Source organism: Streptomyces sp. SAI-170 (genome assembly GCF_049739565.1).
Taxonomy (GTDB): domain Bacteria; phylum Actinomycetota; class Actinomycetes; order Streptomycetales; family Streptomycetaceae; genus Streptomyces.
Map to the genome: position 1 here is coordinate 1,953,101 of NZ_JBMGQD010000001.1, position 18,539 is coordinate 1,971,639.

Annotated in this window: 12 protein-coding genes and 1 pseudogene; 4 read left to right on the forward strand and 9 right to left on the reverse strand. The window is 73.6% G+C overall.

Translation table 11 applies throughout. From position 1 onward, the window contains the following. Positions 1–5: 5 nt before the first annotated feature. Positions 6–518: a hypothetical protein gene (locus RKD23_RS08910; RefSeq protein WP_424853185.1), complete on the reverse strand. Its 513-nt coding sequence runs from the start codon at positions 516–518 to the stop codon at positions 6–8. Next, entirely contained in the window at positions 515–2,236 is a 1,722-nt protein-coding gene (locus RKD23_RS08915) for a PHP domain-containing protein (RefSeq protein WP_424853186.1), read from the reverse strand. Before RKD23_RS08915 ends, RKD23_RS08910 begins: the two co-directional genes overlap by 4 nt. Before the next feature lie 210 nt (positions 2,237–2,446). On the opposite strand from RKD23_RS08915, the gene RKD23_RS08920 reads away from it, so the two are divergent. After that, the gene (locus RKD23_RS08920; protein ID WP_424853187.1) at positions 2,447–7,096 is read left to right on the forward strand and encodes a CHAT domain-containing protein; all 4,650 of its coding nucleotides are present in this window, start codon (positions 2,447–2,449) and stop codon (positions 7,094–7,096) included. Positions 7,097–7,098: 2 nt separating this feature from the next. On the opposite strand, the gene RKD23_RS08925 is transcribed toward RKD23_RS08920, so the two are convergent. After that, a complete protein-coding gene (locus RKD23_RS08925) occupies positions 7,099–8,094 on the reverse strand; it encodes a hypothetical protein (protein ID WP_424853188.1) in 996 nt (331 codons plus the stop codon). A gap of 87 nt (positions 8,095–8,181) precedes the next feature. Between RKD23_RS08925 and RKD23_RS08930 the strand changes: the two are divergent. Beyond that, positions 8,182–8,767 (forward strand): annotated as a pseudogene (locus RKD23_RS08930) (TetR/AcrR family transcriptional regulator). 5 nt (positions 8,768–8,772) lie between these two features. Here the strand turns inward: RKD23_RS08930 and RKD23_RS08935 are convergent. Beyond that, on the reverse strand, positions 8,773–9,672 hold the full coding sequence (locus RKD23_RS08935) for a GNAT family N-acetyltransferase (RefSeq protein WP_424853189.1): 900 nt from the start codon (positions 9,670–9,672) through the stop codon (positions 8,773–8,775). 54 nt (positions 9,673–9,726) lie between these two features. Continuing rightward, on the reverse strand, positions 9,727–10,206 hold the full coding sequence (locus tag RKD23_RS08940; RefSeq protein WP_424853190.1) for a carboxymuconolactone decarboxylase family protein: 480 nt from the start codon (positions 10,204–10,206) through the stop codon (positions 9,727–9,729). 195 nt (positions 10,207–10,401) lie between these two features. Between RKD23_RS08940 and RKD23_RS08945 the strand changes: the two genes are divergently transcribed. Further along, positions 10,402–11,313, forward strand: a complete 912-nt coding sequence (locus RKD23_RS08945; RefSeq protein WP_424853191.1) for an RNA polymerase sigma-70 factor — start codon at positions 10,402–10,404, stop codon at positions 11,311–11,313. A 77-nt stretch (positions 11,314–11,390) separates the two neighbouring features. Here the strand turns inward: RKD23_RS08945 and RKD23_RS08950 are convergent, their stop codons facing one another. From RKD23_RS08950 to RKD23_RS08960, 3 genes are all read right to left on the reverse strand, one after another. Next, complete coding sequence (locus RKD23_RS08950) at positions 11,391–12,152, reverse strand: isocitrate lyase/PEP mutase family protein (RefSeq protein WP_424853192.1); 762 nt, start codon at positions 12,150–12,152, stop codon at positions 11,391–11,393. Positions 12,153–12,371: 219 nt separating this feature from the next. Continuing rightward, on the reverse strand, positions 12,372–14,072 hold the full coding sequence (locus RKD23_RS08955; RefSeq protein WP_424853193.1) for a DUF2264 domain-containing protein: 1,701 nt from the start codon (positions 14,070–14,072) through the stop codon (positions 12,372–12,374). Positions 14,073–14,228: 156 nt separating this feature from the next. Then, positions 14,229–15,272 carry a rhamnogalacturonan acetylesterase gene (locus RKD23_RS08960; protein WP_424853194.1) on the reverse strand — a complete coding sequence of 348 codons (1,044 nt, stop codon included), beginning with the start codon at positions 15,270–15,272 and terminating at the stop codon, positions 14,229–14,231. A gap of 191 nt (positions 15,273–15,463) precedes the next feature. On the opposite strand from RKD23_RS08960, the gene RKD23_RS08965 reads away from it, so the two are divergent. Beyond that, complete coding sequence (locus RKD23_RS08965) at positions 15,464–17,143, forward strand: rhamnogalacturonan lyase B N-terminal domain-containing protein (RefSeq protein WP_424853195.1); 1,680 nt, start codon at positions 15,464–15,466, stop codon at positions 17,141–17,143. Here the strand turns inward: RKD23_RS08965 and RKD23_RS08970 are convergent, their stop codons facing one another. Then, positions 17,144–18,538, reverse strand: coding sequence for an RICIN domain-containing protein (locus tag RKD23_RS08970; RefSeq protein WP_424853196.1), 1,395 nt, complete (start codon positions 18,536–18,538; stop codon positions 17,144–17,146). Position 18,539 lies beyond the last annotated feature (1 nt).

An 18,539-nucleotide genomic window follows, 5' to 3' on the forward strand; every position in this document is an offset into this window, starting at 1 on the left:
GCCGTTCAGTGGTCGGCGCAGCAGGGCGTCGGGTGCGGGACCTCGAACGGCACGAGGACCCCGCCCGCGGCGGGCTGGACGGCGAGGACCAGAGCGCCGTCCAGCCACTGCGGGCGGACGTGGTCACGCGTCACCACACGCGTCCGCGGGTCCGGCTCGCCCGCGGCGCCGAGGACCGTCACCCGGTCGATCGCGCTGCGGGACAGCAGCTCGGCGACCATGAGCGCGCCCGTCAGCGTGCCGGCGCCCGGGTAGAGGACGGCGCGGCCGGCGGTCCCCGGGAGCCCGTCCGTCACGTCGTACGACCGGGCGGTCAGGCGGGTGCGGGTCCCGCTCCGCGTCTCCTCGGCGGGGAAGGTGAGCGAGACCACTACGCGCGGCCGGCCGTCGTGCAGCAGGTGCGTGCAGCCGAACGTGCCCTCGGGGAGGGCGAGTTCGGCGGCCAGCGCGTGCAGCAGGCGGTCGGCCGCGCGCAGGTCCGTCAGGCCCGCGTCCACGGTGAGGACGCGGCCGGTCATGCGGGCAGGACCCACACCGGGTTGGAGTAGAACCACAGGTCCCGCCACGGGTCGGCGTCTCCTACGACATCCAGGGCCGGGCCCGCCGGGTCGACGGCCGCGCCCAGCGCGCCGACCGCGCCGCGGTTGCCGTCGGTGCCGCGCAGCCGGACGTAGACGGGCCGGTCGACCCGGCCGAGGTCGTAGGTGAGGCGGACCGTGCCGGTCGCCTTGTTCACCTCGTACGACTTCACGACCCTGGCCGTCGGCGCGGTGAAGGTGTCCTTGTCCCGCACCTCGCCCGTCACGTCGCCCTGGATGACGTCGACACGGGCCAGCTTGGGCAGGAACCCGGCCCAGTTGGGGCCGCCGGCCAGGGCGATGTCCACGCTCAGGGTGACGCCGGTGCCCTTCTTCACCTGAAGAGCGCCGCCCAGGGTGGCCCAGCGGCCGCCGCCGACGAGACGGGCGTCGAGGCCGCTGATGAGCTGTCCGTGGTCGACCCAGATGCGCCCGGCGCGGATGCCGTCCATGACGGCGGCGTAGGAGAAGCCGTCGGCTCCGACATGGGTACGGCTGTACTGGCCGGGCCAGTAGTCGCCCTGGGTGACGTCGATCTTGCCGCCGTAGACCGGGTCCTGGTAGCGGCCGTCGGCGTTGAAGTCGCCGCCGGGGCCGCGTACGGCGGTGTCGGCGTAGACCTGGTGGGAGTCGGAGTTGGCGGTGATCCACCAGGGCTTGCCCTCGGCGAGGAGGCTGTCCCACAGGCCGCCGACGGTGGCGGTCATCCAGTCGAAGCCGCCCCAGGTGCGGTAGCTCTCCAGCGGGTAGCCGGGGAAGGAGTTGGCACTGGGGTTGTTGTCGTAGATGCCGCGGGCGCGGCCCATGCCGAGCGGGGCGGGCAGCCCTGCGGCCTGGTGACCGGGGGCGCCCTCGAAGCCGACGGCGATCTGCCGGCCGGGGGCCGTGGCGTCGCGCCAGCCGCGGATCTCGTGCGGGGAGTCCACTCCGCGCCGCGCGGGGTGGTTGGCGAGCATCAGGGCGTCCTTGACCTTGCGGCGCCGCACCTGCTCCGCGAGGAAGTTCAGGCCCGCGACGGCCAGGGCCTCGTTGGCGGGCGTGGAGTCGGAGGCGCCCTTGACGCTGCCGTCGTAGTCGGTCTCGAACTGCTTGAGGACCTCGACCTCGTTGCGGCCGGGGTGCACGAAGACCGTGCCGTGCTCGGCGGCCGGGATGTTCCACTCCAGGCCCTGGAAGACGAGGGTGTCCTCGTAGGCCTCACGGGCCTCGCGGATGTCCGGGTTGACCTTCTCCACGCCGATCTTCGCGTGGGTGGCGCTGCCGTGGTCGGTGATGACCAGCCAGTCCATGCCGTGCCGGGCGCCCTGGCGGACCTGGTCGACGACACGGTACTTGCCGTCGCTGCTGTACTGGGTGTGGATGTGGTGGTCGCCGGCCAGCCACAGGAAGCCGTCCCGTCTGCGGGCGACCGGGGCGGTGTCCGCCGCGGCCGCCTGCGGGGTGAGGACGCTCGCGGCGGCGAGGCCCGCGCCGAGCAGGCCCGCCCGGCGCAGCAGGGAGCGGCGGGAGTGCTGCTCCGGGGTGAGCGCCTCGTCGGGCACCGAGGTGTCGAAGGCGGCGGGCAGGGCGGACGCCTCGTGCGGGTGCTCGTGGGGGTGGCTGTGGTCGTGGTCATGGTCGTGGTGTTGCGTGTGTCCGTGGTGGTGTCCGTGACCCATCGGTGCCTGCCTTCTGGATGCCGCCGCTCTGCCGTCGTGGGGAGAATCCCGGCGGAAGGTGAACGTTGAACGACCAGGGCATGAGAGGCGGGTGCCGGGCGCACGACGGGTCGCCGTGCGGTTCACAGGGTCCTCGACTCCCTTGTGTGCAAGGCTGGTTGGGACGACTGGGCTCCGGGGCGGACGGCGGACGGCGGACGAGGAGACGGGATGAGCGACCGGGACGAGCTGCTCTCCGACTTAGCGGGCCGGGCGGATGGGGACGGGGCGCCCTCCGATTCGAGGGGCGAGGTTGACCGGGACGAGCTGCTCTCAGACTTAGCGGGCCGGGACGACCGGCACGAGCCGCCCTCGGACTCGACGGGCGAGGTTGACCGCCACGGGCTGCTCTCCGATCTGCGCGGGCGGATCGACCGGGCGGTGGAGCGGCAGGAGCCGGCCGGGCTGTTCGCGCCCGAGGCCGAGCGGGTGGCTGCCGCGCTGACCGCCGTCACCGATCCGGTGGCCGACCCGGAGGCAGGGCATGTCCTCGGCTGGTACCGCTGGCTGCGCTACGAGACGTCCGCCGACGGAGGGCAGGACGAGGCGGTGGAGGCGGTCCGGCTGCTCGCCCCGGTCCACGCCGCCGCCCCGGATGCGGTGCCCGAGCTGGTGGGGCTGATGCTGGCGGGCGGCCCCGAGGACGGCGTCGTCGGTGACGTGGCCCTCGAACTCGGGCTCGCTGTCACCCTCGCCTACGAGCGCGGACGCCAACTATCCCTGCTGCACCGGGCCCTGATGCTGTTCCGCATGGCCGTCGCGGGGCCCTTCGAGGAGCCGCTGGACCGGGCGATGAGCCTGAGCAACCTCGGGCACGTGCTGCGGATGCTGCACGAACAGGGCGCCCGCGACGGGGAGCTGGACGAGGCGGTCGCCGTCACCCGGGAGGCCGTACGGTTCACCGCCCATCCCGAACTGGCCATGTTCCGCAGCAACTTGGGGCTCGCCCTGCTCCATGTGTACTGGCGCGACCATCAGGTGCCGGTGCTGGAGGAGTCCGTCGCCCTCACCCGCGCGGCCGTCGACGCGACCCCGCCGGGTCACCCGAACGTGGCGACGTACCGCAACAACCTCGCCCTCGGCCTGCACGCCCTGGCCGAGCGGCGCGAGGACGCGGCGTCGGCCGAGGAGGCGATCGCGCTGACGCGGACCGTCCTCGCCGCCGTACCGGAGGGGCCGGCCCGGGCCGCCCAACTGCACATCCTGTCCTTCGCGTTGCGGGCGCAGTACGAACGGCTGCGGGAGCCGGGGCTGCTGGACGAGGCCGTGGCCGTCGGGCGTCAGGCCGTCGCCGCCACGCCCGAGGGCGATCCCGCACGCGCCGAACGCCAGGACAAGCTCGCCATCTGTCTGTACCTGCTCTTCCGCCGCTCCGGGGGCCCGGCCGCCCTGGAGGAGGCGATCGACAGGGCCCGGGCCGCGACGAACGCGCCCGTCGCCCCTGATCGCGGGCGCCGCCAGTCGAACCTCGCGGAGCTCCTGCGCACCCTGGCCGAGCACAGCCACCGGCCGGAGGCGGCGTGGGAGGCGGTAGCGCTGGCGCGGGCCGCGGTGGAGGCGGTGGGGGCGAGGGGTGCGGAGGCCGGGCGTGACGCGGTGCGGGTCGGCTCGGACGGCGCCGGGGCCACCTCCGAAGGCGTCGGGGATGTGTCCGGCGCCGACGCGGTCGACTCCGCCGCGGCCGGTGCCGATGCGGCCGGTGCCGATGCAGCCGGTACGGATGCAGCCGGTGCCGATGCGGCCGGTGCGGATGCGGCCGATTCCATCGCGGCCGGTTCCACAACGGCCGGTTCCGCCGCGGGTGACACCGACGTCCGCGCGGCGCGGCTGAGTGGGCTGAGCGCCGCCCTGCACACGCTGTACCTGTACACCTCCGACCTCGATCACCTGACGGAGGCCGTGCAGCGGGGGCGTGAGGCCGTGGAGGGGACACCCGCGGGCCGTCCGGACCGGGCGAGGGCGCTGAACAACCTGGGGTTCGGGCTGCGGGTCCTGCACGAGGCCGTCGGTGACGACGAGTTGCTCGACGAGGCGATCGAGGTGAGCCGGCGGGCGCTGGCCCCGCTGTCGGAGGACGACCCGTACCGGCCCACCGTGCTGACCAACCTCGCCAGCGCCCTCATCCGCAAGTACGAGCGGTCCGACCGGGTCGAGCACGCCGACGAGGCCGTCGCCCACGCCCGCGCGGCCGTCGACCTCACGCCCGCCGGGCACCCCGACCGGCCCGGCTGGCTCAACAACCTCGCGCTCGCGCTGTACGGCGTCGGCAACCGGCTCGGGCGGCCGGAGCCGCTGCGGGAGGCCATCGCCGTGTGCCGGGAGGCGCTGGCCGCGCTGCCCGACGGGCATCTGCGCCGGGCCACCGTCCTGAACAACCTCGGCAACTGCCAGGCCGTCCTCTTCGAGCACCTCGGGGACATCGCGCTGCTGCGCACCTCCGCCGAGACCGCGCGGGCCGCCGTGGAGGCCACCCCGCCGGGCCATCCGCACCGGGCGATGAACCTCAACGGGCTGGGCCGCATCCTCCAGCACATCACCTGGTACACCGGTGACTCCGCGCCGCTGTCGGAGGCGGTCGCCGCGTGCCGGGCCGCCGTCGGCGCGGCGCCCCGGGGCACGCTGCGGCAGATGTTCCTCGGCAACCTCGGGTCCGCCCTGGACCTGTCGTTCCGCCGTACCGGGCGCCGCGAGGACATCGCCGAGGCCATCACGTCCTGCCGCGACGCCGTGTCGGGGTTCGCCCCGGACCACCCGCTGCGGGTGCAGCAACTGCACGGTCTGACCACGGCGTTGCTCGTCCACGCGCTGCTCGGCGACGGCGGCCCCGAAGTGGTCGACGAGGCGATCGACACCGCCCGCGCGGGCCTCGCCGCCACGCCCCTCGACCACCCCAACCGGGTCCGTATGCTGGCCGACCTCGCCTACGCCCTGCGCGCCCGCACGCTGCTGCGCCGGGACCCGGCCCCGCTGACGGAGGCGACCGCCGTCACCCGGGAGGCCCTCGCCCTCGCCCCGCCCGGCCTGCCCCTGCGCTCCGGTCTGCTCAACGACCACGCGGTCACCCTGCACCTCCTCCACGAGCACACCCACGACCCCGCCCTGGTCCCGGAGATCCTCGCCGTGTCCCGCGAAGCGGCGTCGGACGCGTCGGCCTCGATCGCCGTACGGGTGGCGTCGTACCGGAGGATCGCGGTCCTGGCGACCGGGGCGGACCCGCAGGGGAGGGCGCCGAGCGAGGCGCTCGCCGCCGCGGAGGCCGCTGTCGCGCTGTTGCCGCGGATCGGGATCGACGGGCTGGATCTCGGGGACCGGGGGCATCAGATCGGGGAGGCCGGCTCGCCGGCGACCGCCGCGGCGGCGGCCGCGCTGGACGCCGGACTGCCGGGGCGGGCCGTGGAACTGCTGGAGCAGTCGCGGGGGGTGCTGACGGCCGAGTCGGTCGCCGCCGGAGGCGCCGATCTGCAGCGGCTGCGCACCGCCGTACCCGAAGTGGCCGAGCTGTTCGAGGAGGTGCGCTCCCGGCGCGAGACCCTGAACCGGCCCGCCCCCGAGGCGTCCGCCGACCCCCCGGCGCCGCACGACGTGCGCGCCGCCGCCCGCCGGGACGCCCAGGCCGAGTGGGACGCCGTGCTGGCCCGCATCCGCACCCTCGACGGTTTCGCCGACTTCCTCGCCCCACCCGGCGCGGACCGGCTCACCGCCGAGGCCCGCGAGGGTCCGGTGGTGTACGTCTCCGCCGCCCCGACCCGCGGCGACGCGCTCGTCCTCGACGGCGACCCCGCCCACCCGGTCCGGGTCGTCCCGCTGCGCCTGACCGAACCCGACCTGCTGCCCCGTATCCGCACCCTGGGCACGGCCCTGGACCGCGCGACCGACCCCACGGTCGGCCCCGACGGCCGCCAGGCCGCGCAGCGCGACATCCTCGGTGTGCTGGCCTGGCTGTGGGACACCGTCACCGAGCCGGTCCTCACCGCCCTCGGCCACACCCGGCCGCCGGCACCCGGCGCCCCCTGGCCGAGGCTGTGGTGGTGCCCGGTCGGTCTGATGGCCTACCTGCCCCTGCACGCGGCCGGCCACCACGAGGACGTCACCACGTCCGGCGACGCCCCGCGCACGGCGCTGGACCGAGTCGTCTCCTCCTACACGGCCACGGTCCGCGGCCTGTCCCGGGCCCGCGCCCACCGCGACGAGGCGGCTGCGGCGGATCCGGGGAAGGCGCGGACGACAGGCGGGGCGGTCGTCGTCGCGGTGGGCGACGCCGCCGGTGTCGCCGGGCTGCCGGGCGCGGTCACCGAGGCGGAGCTTCTCACCGGGCTGATCCCCGGCGCCACGGTGCCGCAGCGGCCCACCCGCGCGTCGGTGCTGGCCGCGCTGCCCGGTCACCCGGTGGCCCACTTCGCCTGCCACAGCGAGCCGCACCGCATGGACCCCTGGCGCGGCCGGCTCGTCCTGCACGACCACGAGACGGACCCGCTCACCGTCGCGGACATCGGCGCCCTGCGCCTGGGCGGCGGGCTCGCCTTCCTGTCCGCCTGCAACACGACCCTCACCACACCCCGGCTCGCCGACGAGGCCCTGCACATCACCGGCGCGTTCCAGCTCGCCGGCTATCCGTATGTCGTGGGCACGCTGTGGCCCGTCTCCGACCGCGCCGCCCACCAGCTCGCCGCCGACTTCTACACCCGCCTCACCGCCGGCGGCACGACCGCCCCCGACCCCACTCGCTCCGCCGAGTCCCTCCACCACGCCACCCGCCGTCTGCGCGCCCGCTACCCCCTCACCCCGACCCTGTGGGCGGCCCACACCCACACGGGCGCCTGAGATCAGGCTCCGTCCAGGGCCGCCTGTATCTGTCTCTGTGTCGTCCGGTGCGACACCGGGCCGGCCAGGCGCCGCAGTTCGCCGTGGCCCGCCCTGTCGGGCAGGTCACCGAGGGCGCGCACGGCCGCGCTGGTCAAGGCGGTGTGCAGGGGCGGGAGTTCGACCAGGGCGGCCAGGGTGGGGGCCGCGTCGGGATGCGGGGCGCGCAGGGTGAGCAGCCGTATCAGGCCCAGGAGGGCCGGGAGGTTGTACGGGTCGAAGGCGCCGTCCGGCCGGCCCCCTCCGGCGGAGGCGAGGTGCAGCCAGGGCGTCACCGTACGGCGGATGTCGTCCGGGCCGACCGGGGCGGCGAGTTCGAGCAGGCCCCGCTCCCAGGTGCGGGTGGGACGGCCCTGCCGCGTGCGCAGGGCGTGCTCTATGAGGCCGGGCCAGGGCTCGCCGAGGCCGGGCAGGTCGGCCAGCAGCCGGTCGGACCACGGCTCGCCCGGGCTGAGCACCGGCCCCGGGACGCGGTCGAGGACGAGGTCCGTGCACTCCGAGGGCCAGCCGTGCTCGCGCGCGGAGCAGCGCAGCAGCCGGACCACGTCCGCGGCCAACGGCCGGTCCGCGTCCAGCAGGGCGTGTGCCAGCGTCCACATGTCGTCCGACAGGCCCGAGGACCACCACCTGCGCGCCATGCCGGCCAGCAGGTCCTCCCACGCGGCGCACCAGGCGTGCTCCGCGAACCCGCCCGACACGGCCGCGAGCAGGACCAGGGCACGCTCCCGCACGGCAGGGCCGTGCTCGGCGCTCCGCGCCTCCCGCGCGCACATCCCCGCGAGCACCGCGCGGTCCGACTCAGGCAGCCCCCGCAGCAGGGTGACGACACCGAAGCCGTCCGTCCACGCGTCGGCCTGCGTCAGCGCGCCCAGCAACGCGGCCGGCTCGCCCCGGCCGGCCAGCGCGCGGATGTGCTCCACGCGTTCCGCGGACTCCCACGGAGACGTCACAAGATCCATGCCTTCGAGACTAGGGGCGACCACTGACAACGCCCCCGCCCCTTAGGCTTGCGCCGGAACACCCCCCGTTTCTCCCCAGGAGGCTGCATGGCGCGCGTCGGCGTCACCGCGGAGCGGCTCGTGGCCGCCGCAGCCGAACTCGCGGACGAGGAGGGCTTGGAGAAGGTCACGCTGTCCGGGCTGGCGCGTCGTTTCGGGGTCAAGGACGCGAGCCTGTACGCGCATGTCCGCAGTCTGCAGGACCTGCGCACGCGGCTCGCCCTGTACGCGGGCGGTGAGCTGATCGACCGGATCGCGGAGGGCGGTGGCGGGCCGCGCGGGCAAGGACGCGCTGGTCGCCTTCGCCGACGCGTACCGGGAGTACGCGCTCCAGCACCCCGGCCGGTACGCCGCCACCCAGATCCGGGTCGACCAGGCCCTCGTCGCCGACTCCCCCGCCCTGCGCCGCACCGCCGACATCACGTACGGCATGCTGCGCGGCTACGGCCTGGCCGAGCCCGACCTCACCGACGCCGTACGCCTGCTGCGCAGCACCTTCCACGGGTACTGCGCGCTGGAGGCGGCCGGCGCCTTCGGTGCGCCGCGCGATGTGCGGCGGTCCTGGGAGCGGGCGGTCGACGCGCTGCACATCGCCCTGGAGAACTGGCCGCCGGCCGTCGACGCGGAGGCCTGACCGGGTCAGAGCGTGAGCTGGAACTCGTACGCCGTGTGCGTGGGCAGGTAGCCGAGCCGGTCGTTGACCGCGCGCATGTGCGGGTTGTTGTCGGCCACGTCGGTGAGCAGTCCGCCGAGTCCGGGGTGGCGTTCGTGGGCGTGAAGGATCGAGGCGGCCTTCATCCAGGTGCCGAGGCCGTGGCCGCGGTGCTCGGGCAGGACGCCGGTGCCGTAGTGGATGCCGTCGCCCTGTCCGCCGCCGGGGACGACGAGTTCGGTGAAGCCGACGAGGGAGCCGTCCGAGGTGTCGACGGCGGCGACGGTGTGCAGGACGTCCCCCCGCTCGGCGACGGCGGCGGCCGCCGCGCGCACCCGGTCCAGGTCCCAGACGACCCGGCCGTAGTCGACTGCGCCCATGGGCATGTCGTCCATGGCCCGGCGCGAGGCGACGAAGCGGTCGGCGAGTGCGTCGGGGACCGTGCCCTCCCAGGTGGTGAGCGCGTATCCGGCGGGTGCGGACTCCACCAGCGCGGTGAGCGCGGGTACGTCCGCCTCGGCCAGCGGCAGGCGGGCGTAGATCAGGGTCATCGCCGTGGCGAAGCCGCGGGCGGCGAGGAAGCCGGCGCCGGGGCTGTCGCCGTCGGCCTGGGCGACGACACTGCGCCGGCCGTCCTTGCGCGCGGCCTCGACGGCGGCGTCGAGCAGCACCGACCCCACGCCGCGCCGCCGTTCGGCCGGGTGGACCTGGACGTCGGCCTCGGCGAGGTGCTGCTGTCCCTCCTTGTCGAAGAGGCGGAGGGAGGCGGTGCCGAGCGGGGCGCCGTCCGGCCCCGAGGCGAGCCACACGAGCCGGCGGGAGCTGCCCGGCGCGGGGTCGACGAGGGCGGTGAGACGTGGGGGCGAGTCGGTGTGCGAAGTAGTCACGGGCGTAACTCTGCGCACACCGCTCTCAGCACCTCAACACCATTTCCCCACTGGTCAGTCGGCCAGGGCGGCGAACATGCCGGGTTCGTAGGAACCGCCCGGGTTGCGCACGATCACGTTCATCCGGGTCGCCGCGTTGATCAGCGAGATCACACAGACCAGCGCGCCGATCTGGTCGTCGTCGTAGTGCTTGCGGACCTCGGCCCAGGTCTCGTCGGACACCCCGCGGTCGCCGAGCAGGGTGCCCTCGTCGGCGAGTGCCAGGGCGGCCCGCTCGGCCTCGGTGAACACGGTGCTGTGGCGCCAGGCGGAGACCAGGTGGAGCCGGACCGCGGACTCGCCCGCGGCCGCCGCCTCCTTGGTGTGGATGTCGACGCAGAAGCCACAGCCGTTGAGCTGGCCGACCCGCAGCTCGACCAGTTCCCGCAGCGCCTTCGGCAGCGTCGACTGTTCCAGGGCCAGCCCGGCGTTGAAGAAGCGCTTGACGACCTTCGCCGCGGTCGGGCTGTCGAACAGGTTGAAACGGGGTTCCATCACTTCGTCCTCACTCATGGACACGCGCCGCGTCGTTGGCCCGCGGCGTCCTGACGAGCAAGAGATGCCGCCGCTCCGCCCCCTGTGACGCCCCCGCGCTGTGACGTACGCCACCCGCCACCGCTGTCACAGAACCGGCGCGCGCGGCATCTCGTGCGTGTGGCAGCGTCGAGAACCGACAGACAGGAGCCGACCGTGCACCAGCGCGAGACGGACGTACCCCAGGCAGGCCGCGTGGACGCCGCCACCGAGGCGTTCGTCACCCACCGCAACCTGCTCTTCACCGTCGCCTACGAGATGCTCGGCTCGGCCGCCGACGCCGAGGACGCCCTCCAGGACACCTGGCTGCGCTGGGCGGACGTCGACCTCGACACGGTGCGCGACCGGCGCGCCTACCTGGTGCGGATGACGACCCGCCAGGCCCTGGTCCGGCTGCGCGCGCTCGGCCGGCGCAAGGAGTCCTACGTCGGCCCCTGGCTGCCCGAGCCGCTGCTCACCGCGCCCGACGTGGCCGAGGACGTGGAGCTGGCCGACAGCGTCTCGATGGCGATGCTGCTGGTCCTGGAGACGCTCGCCCCGACCGAGCGGGCGGTGTTCGTGCTGCGCGAGGTCTTCGGCCTCGACTACGAGGAGATCGCCGACGCCATCGGCAAGAGCCGGGCCGCGGTCCGTCAGATCACCCACCGGGCCCGGGCCCATGTCGCCGCGCGCCGGCCCCGTACGGAGGTCTCCGCAGCCGAGACCGGCGCCGCGCTGGAGGCGTTCCGCGGGGCGGCCGAGACGGGCGATCTCCAGGGCCTGCTCGACGTCCTCGCGCCCGACGTCGTCTTCCTGGGCGACGGCGGCGGGCTCGCGCAGGCCGCCCTGGAGCCCGTCGTGGGCGCCGGGCGAGTCGCCGAGCTGGCCGCCGGGTTGAGCCGCTTCGGCGTCGCCTCGCTGCGGCCGGTCCGCGTCAACGGCCACCCGGCCCTGGTGCTCCGGCTCGACGGCCGGGTCGACACCGTCCTCGCGGCCCGCGTCGAGGACGGCCTCATCACCGGCCTGTACGCGGTCCGCAACCCGGAGAAGCTGTCCCGCATGGACACCGAGACGCTGCTGTGCCGCTGAACCGGCCGCCCGGCAACGTCGCGCAGCCACTGAACCGGCCGTCCCGCTGCGTCACGTAACCGCTGAACCGGCCGCCCCTACGTCGCGAGCCGCTGCACCTCCCCGTACGACGGCAGCCCTCCGTCCGGCTCCCGCCCCTCCCTGACCGCGAGGGCCGCCTCCACCGCGGCGCCCAGCGCGCGCCGGTAGAGGAGGGAGCCGAGGCTGACGCGGTGGACGCCGAGGTCGGCGAGGCGGGGGACGGAGGGGCCGCCGGGGGTGTACAGGACGTTCAGCGGGACGTCGAGGTCACGGAGCACGGCCGTGATCTCGGCAGGTCCCGAGAGCCCGGGGACGAACACGCCGTCCGCGCCGGCCTCTTGGTAGGCGGCGAGCCGCTCCCTGGTGCCTTCCCCGTCCCCCGTCCAGTACGTATCGGTGCGGGCGTTGACGAAGAACCCCGGGGCGGCGGCCTTCACGGCGGCGATCTTCTCGGCGTGCAGGGCCACCGGCCCCAGGCCGTCCTCCAGATTGACGCCGACGGCCCCGACAGCGGCCAACTCGACGGCCAGCTGCGCCACTTCCTCCGGGTCGTCGCTGAATCCGCCCTCCGCGTCGACCGACAGCAGGAACGGCTCCGACCCCAGGGCCAGGGCGAGGCGCAGGGTCTCGTCCCGGGTCGCCGAGGAACCGTCGGGCAGTCCCGCGGCAGCGGCCACGCCGAGACTCGTCGTACCGATCGCGGCGAACCCCTGGGCGGCGAGGGCCGAGGCGGAGGCGTGGTCCCAGGCATTGGCCAGCAGCAGCGGATCACCGGCCCGGTGCAGGGCGGCGAAGGTAGGGGATGCGGTCTCGCTCATAGAGGGACGGTAGCCCCGCGACACTTAGGCGGAGACCGAACGATCGCGTCCCCGAAGGGGCGCGGGGAACTGCGCGAGAAGCGCCCACGGGCCGGCATCCCGCAACGCGCGATCACCCCACGGCGAAGCCCGGCAACCTCGGCCCACCCCCGCGGCGACACCAGGGCATGACACCGACCACCGACCCCGGCCACCACAACGCCCGCCAATGGACAGCCCTCACCAGGGCGTCACCGACCACGACGAGGTTCTCCCACCTGCAGCCGTGAACCGGAACCGCAGGGGCGTCCGGCCGGTCCAGCGAAGGGTCACGTCGAAGCCGTCGCCCACGTCCACCGACACAAGGCCGGTGAGCGGCGGCGGCTCGGACTCCCCCGTCAGACGGGCAAGGGCCACGAACAGGGTCGGGCCGTCCTCCGTGACCCCGCTGTCGCCCGACAGCCCGTGCACGGGAAGGAGTTCGCTGTGCATCCCCTCCCCGGCCGCCCACCCGGTGACCCGCACCGGCGTCCCCGGCGCCACCCCGCTCACCAGATACGCCCTCACCTCCACCGCCCCCTCGGCCGCCACGAGGCTGACGACCTCCGCCCCACCGCCGGCCCGGTGCCGGGAGGCGGCCCAGCCCTCGCCCACCCCCAGCGGCACGATCCCGCTGCGGCTCGGATCGCCGCCGACGAAGACGCTGTTGTCGTACGACGACGAGGGCCGGGTCACCGTCGAGTAGCCGAGCCTCGTGTAGTAGGGGTCGTAGCGGACGTCCTCGCTGCCATGGTTGTGCAGCCGGACCACGCCGTCCGAACGGGTCGACTGCAGCAGCCAGTTGGGCGCTGCGACCGGCGTGACGGCGTCCTCGCGCTCGGCCGGGCCCGGTTCCTCGGGCGCCGTCCACACCGGATGGTCGGCGGGCAGCAGCAGGCCGAGGAAGCCCTTGCTCGCCCAGTACGGGGAGGCGGGGCCGGAGTAGCGCTGCGCGACGGAGGTGTCGGGGCCGTGCCAGCCCAGGGTGAGCAGGCCCCGCTCGTCGACCGCGCCGTGCCGCAGGAAGTAGGTCAGCGCGCCGGACGCCAGCCGCCGGGTCTCGCCCGGGGCGAGCGGGGTGTGCCCGGTCAGGGCGCCCAGCCACAGCGGCGCGGCCGTCGCGAAGCGGTAGGTGAGGGAGCGGCCCTGGTGCAGGGGGGCGCCGTCGCCGCCGAACAGGCGGGCGTAGTCGGCGAGGTGGGCCTTCAGGCGACCGCCGTAGAGGTCGAGGAGCCGGGTGTCGTCGGCGAGCCAGGCGTGCAGCACCGGGTACAGGTGCATGGCCCAGCCGTTGTAGTAGTCGTACTTGCGGCCGTCGCCGTCGGTGTACCAGCCGTCGCCGACGTACCACTGCTCGATGCGCTGCAGGCCGTGGTCGACTGCCTTGCGGGCGGCCTCCGGCTCGTGCCCGATGTCGGCGAGGAAGCCGCCGACGGTGACGGGGAACAACTCCCAGTTGCAGGGCCAGGGTTCGGCGGTGAGGGCGTCCGTGAGCCAGTCGGCCGCCCGTTCGCGCACCTCGTCGGACAGCCGGTCCCACAGCAGCGGGCGGGTCAGCCGCAGGGCGAGTGCGACGGACGCGGCCTCGACGAGCGGCTGGCTGTGGTCCGTGACACGCGGCCACACCCCGGCGACCCCCGCGGCGAGACCGTCGGCGTACCGCTCCAGCGCGGTCTCGTCACGACGGAAGGCCGCCAGCAGCAGCGTACGGGCGTACCCCTCCAGTCCGTCGGAGAGCCGGCCGGAGGCGCTCACCTGGCCGCCGGGCAGGTCGTAGAGGGCGAAGTCCTCGCTGGCGTACGGCTCCACGGCGGCGAGCAGCGCGTCGGCGGCCGCCTCCCAGTGGGCGCGGGTCCACCCGGTGCGCGGGCTGAGGGTGTGATCGGGCTCGGGCAGCTGCATGGGCCGTCCTTCCGGCGCTCGGGGCATGGGCCGCCCGCAGGTCATCACACCCGCCCCACCGGAGCAAGCGCTTTCACAAGCCCTTCCGCGATCGTCCCGCGGTGCCCTGCCGGTGGACCTGGGGCGCCCCGGTTCCGGTCGGGGCGCCCCAGGGGTTCATCCCACCCGCACCAGGCCCTCGGGCACCAGATGCCGGGCGACGAGTTCGTCCCGCACAAACCCCGCGTAAGCAGTGGCCCCCCGCACGGACGTGTGCGTGTTGTCGCGCTTCTCGTTGTAGAGGTACAGCGCCTTGGAGGCCTCCGGGCCCAGCTGTTCGACGAGCGCCTTGGAGTGGGCGGTGAGGTCGATCAGGGGCACGTCGTGGGCGGCGGCGACGGAGCGGATGACGCCCGGATGGTCGACGCCGAGGCCGTTGACGAGGAGGGCGGTGTTGTTGTTCAGGGTGCCGTCGGCGTTGAACCAGCGGCGCACGATCGGGGTCACGAGGACCGGCTCGCCGCCCTTGGCGCGCACGCCCGCCACGAGGGCCTCCAGGTTGGCCCGGTAGGTGGCCTCGTCGGTGGTCTTGTCGTTGTGGGCGAGCTGGATCAGCACCAGGTCGCGCGGCTGGATGCGAGCCTCGACCGTCTCCCACAGCAGGGGGTTGGACAGGAAGGTGACGGTGCTCTCGCCGCTGTCGGCGTGGTTGGCGACGGACAGGCCCTTGCGCAGGTACTGCGGCAGCCGCTGGCCCCAGCCGGTGTAGGGGTCGCCGGGCTGGTCGCAGACGGTGGAGTCGCCGATCAGCAGGATCTGCCGGGCGTGCCGGGCGGGCGTGACGCGGATGTCGGCGAGGGCGGGCGCGGAGCCGCCGATCACCAGGTCCAGTCCGGGAGTTCCGGCAGCGCCGGTGGGCTCGCCCTCGGGGGTGCGGACGTCCACGGTGAAGCTGCGGGCGACGCGCTCACCGGCCGGGACGGCCGTCTCGGGGAGCAGGGCGCGCCGGGTCTCGCCGGACACGGCGGTGCTGGAGTCGGCGTCGCCGCCGAGGAGGACCTTCACGTCGTACGTGCCGGGCGGCAGGTCGAAGTGGCAGGCGCCGGCGGCGCAGTTGTCCGGCCCCAGGGCGTCCTCGCGGGCGTGGGCGGCGGGTCCGGCCGTCAGGGTGGCGGCCCCCAGCGTCGCGGCCACCAGCGCGGCGGTGGTGAATCGTCTCATCAACGGCTCCTCGGTCGGTGCGATGTGTCCGGCGCTGGGACCGTACCCGCCCCGACAAGCGCTTTCTACCCCTTCGACGAATCTTGTAAATAACTCAACGTTCACTCAGCGAAAGCCCTTACGAAAAAACGATTCAACTGTCACCCTGCCTAGCACCCGCACACCCCACACCTCCCGAAGGAGGCACTCCCATGTCCGAGACCGCGCACCGACCGGTCGGACGCCGCGCCTTCGTCCTCGGCACCGCGGCCGCCGCCGGCACCGCCGCCCTGGCCGGGCCGCTGTCCGGCACCGCGCGCGCCGCGGCCTTCGGCTGGAGCGACGACGGCTCCAACTACGTCGTCGACACCGGCGCGAACCTCGTCTTCAAGGTCAGCAAGACCAACGGCGACCTCACCTCGCTGGTCTACCGGGGCGTCGAGTACCAGGGCTACGGCGGCAAGAACTCGCACATCGAGTCCGGCCTCGGCACCTCCACCGTGACGCTCACCCAGTCCGGCTCGACGATCCTGATCTCGGTCACGTACGGGACGCTCAGGCACTACTACGCGGCCCGCAGCGGCGAGAACAACATCTATCTGTGGACCAACAAGGCCGACAGCTCGGTCACGGCCACCCGATTCATCCTGCGCGTGAAGAAGGGCCTGTTCCTCAACGACGAGCCCGACTCCTACACCTACGCGCCGACCACCATCGAGGCCTCGGACGTGTTCGCCAAGTCCGACGGCCAGACCCGCTCGAAGCACTACTCACGCCTGCGCGTGAAGGACTACGACCACATCGGCTGGACGACCGGCGGCGTCGGCCTGTGGATCGTGCGCAGCAACCACGAGAAGGCCTCCGGCGGCCCGTTCTACCGCTCCCTGCTGCGCCACCAGAGCGCGGACGGCGGCGGCCTGTACGAGATCCTGTACTACGGCCAGAACCAGACCGAGGCCGAGCGCTTCGGCCTCCAGGGCCCGTACGTCATCGCCCTCACCGACGGCGGCGCCCCCTCCTCCGCCCTCTTCCCCGGCACCCTCACCACCCCGTGGGCGGACTCCCTCGGCCTCGCCGGGTACGTCGGCGCGAGCGGCCGGGGCCGGGTGGCCGGGGTCGGCATCACCGGGCGGGACACGGCCCACCCGTACACGGTCGGCCTGGCCAACTCGACGGCCCAGTACTGGGGTTCGGCGCGCGCCTCGGACGGCTACTACTCCATCCCGGGTGTCCTGCCGGGGACGTACACCCTCACCGTCCACAAGGACGAACTCGCCGTGTACACCACGACGGTGACGGTCGCCGCGGGCGCGACCACCACCCTCAACACGATCGCGATCCCCTCCTCCAACGACCCGTCCAACGCGACCGCGATCTGGCGCGTCAACGACTGGACCGGCACGCCCGCCGGCTTCAAGAACGCCGACCTGATGACGTACGCGCACCCCTCCGACGTACGGGCGGCCCCCTGGACGGGCAACGTGGTGATCGGCAGCGGCACCGAGACGTCCGGCTTCCCCTGCTACCTGTGGAAGGACGTCAACAGCGGCATCACGATCTACTTCCGCCTCACGGCCGCCCAGGCCGCCGCCGCGCACACCCTGCGCATCGGCGTGACGACGGCCTACGCCAACGGCCGCCCGCAGGTCGTCGTCAACGACACCTGGACCTCCGCCATCCCCTCACCGCCGACCCAGCCGAGCACACGGTCCCTGACCAACGGCTCCTACCGGGGCAACAACCACACCTTCACCTACAGCGTCCCGGCGTCCGCCTGGCTGACGGACCCGAACGCCTACAACACGCTGAAGATCAATGTGGTGAGCGGCTCGGGGACGACCTCCTACCTCAGCGCGGGCACCGCGATCGACGCGATCGACCTGCTGGCCTGATCAAGTGCCGCGCGTCCACTGCTGGTTGCTCTGCCCGTTGCAGGCGTACGTGATGAGGGCGGCGGAGTTGGCGGTGGACGCGCCACTGACGTCCAGGCACTCACCGGAGGAGCGCGCGACAAGGCGCGTGTAGCCGCCGGAGGAGGTCACGCTCCACTGCTGGGAGGCCGCCGAGGAGCAGTCCTCCTGGGTGACACCGCCGGCGCTGTCGGTCAGGCACAGACCGCTGCCGCGCACGACCAGCTGGTGGTATCCACCAACCGGCTTGAACCAGAACCTCTGGTTGCCGCCGCCGTTGCAGGTGTACTGCGTGAGCGCGACGCCCTGCCACAGCGACTGGTCCGGCACATCGGCGCACTTGCCGGAGTGCCGGGCCACCAGCGTCTCGTACGTGGCGGAGGTGCCGGTCACCGTACCGGCGGCGGTGTCGACGGAGATCTCCGGCGACCAGGTCATCGACATCGAGGTGGCGGTCGGGAAGGCCAGCGGCAGCCACACGTACCGCGAGTCGTTCACGGTCCCGCCGAAGGAATTGCCCCACCGGTCCCCCAGGTACAGATACGCCGTCCCCGAAGTCCCCTGCACCGCCTGCACATAAGCGGTCTGCGACCCGAAGCCCGTCGAGTCCCCGACATTGCTCATCGCGGACCACGGCCCTCCGATGCTCCGGGCGGTGGCGTACTGCTGCTGGTTGGGGTTCCACCCGGTCGCGCCGGACGTCAGCATGAAGTAGACGCCACCCCGCTTGAACAGCGCCGGCGCCTCACGATGACCACCCGGCCAGGGGTTGGCGACAAGGCTCTCGACGGCGGTGTAGTCGGCGCTCAGCCGGTAGATGTGCAGGTCGTAGTTCTCCCGGGCGGCGGAGACCATGTACCCCACCCCGTCACTGTCGACGAACACGGTGATGTCCCGGGACATGTGCTGCCCCAGCGGCCGGAAACTGCCCCGCCAGGCGTAGTTCCCGTCGACGGTGTCGGACACCGCGACAGCGGCCCGCGCCTCGCCGTAGTCCGTCCCGTTCTCCTTGTGCATCCACATCACGAACTTGCCCGTGGCCGCGTTGTACATGACCTTGGGCCGCTCGATGTTGGCGTCGGCCAGCTCGGGATCACTGGCCTCGCTCAGCACATGGTTGCGGAACTCCCAGTTCTTCAGGTCGGACGACCGGTAGGCGTCGACGTACCGGAAGGTGTTGTCGGCGTTGCGGTGCTCGCCGAACCAGTAGTAGTAGGAGCCCACTTTGAGCACCCCGCCACCATGGGCGTGGACGGGCGAGCCGGCGACATCCCTGAACTGCGTCCCGTTGACGACGACCTGCGGCGCGGCATACGCGGCCCCGACACCGGCGAAAGCAAGAAAGAGGGCGACCAGAAGAACCCAGACCCGCCTCATC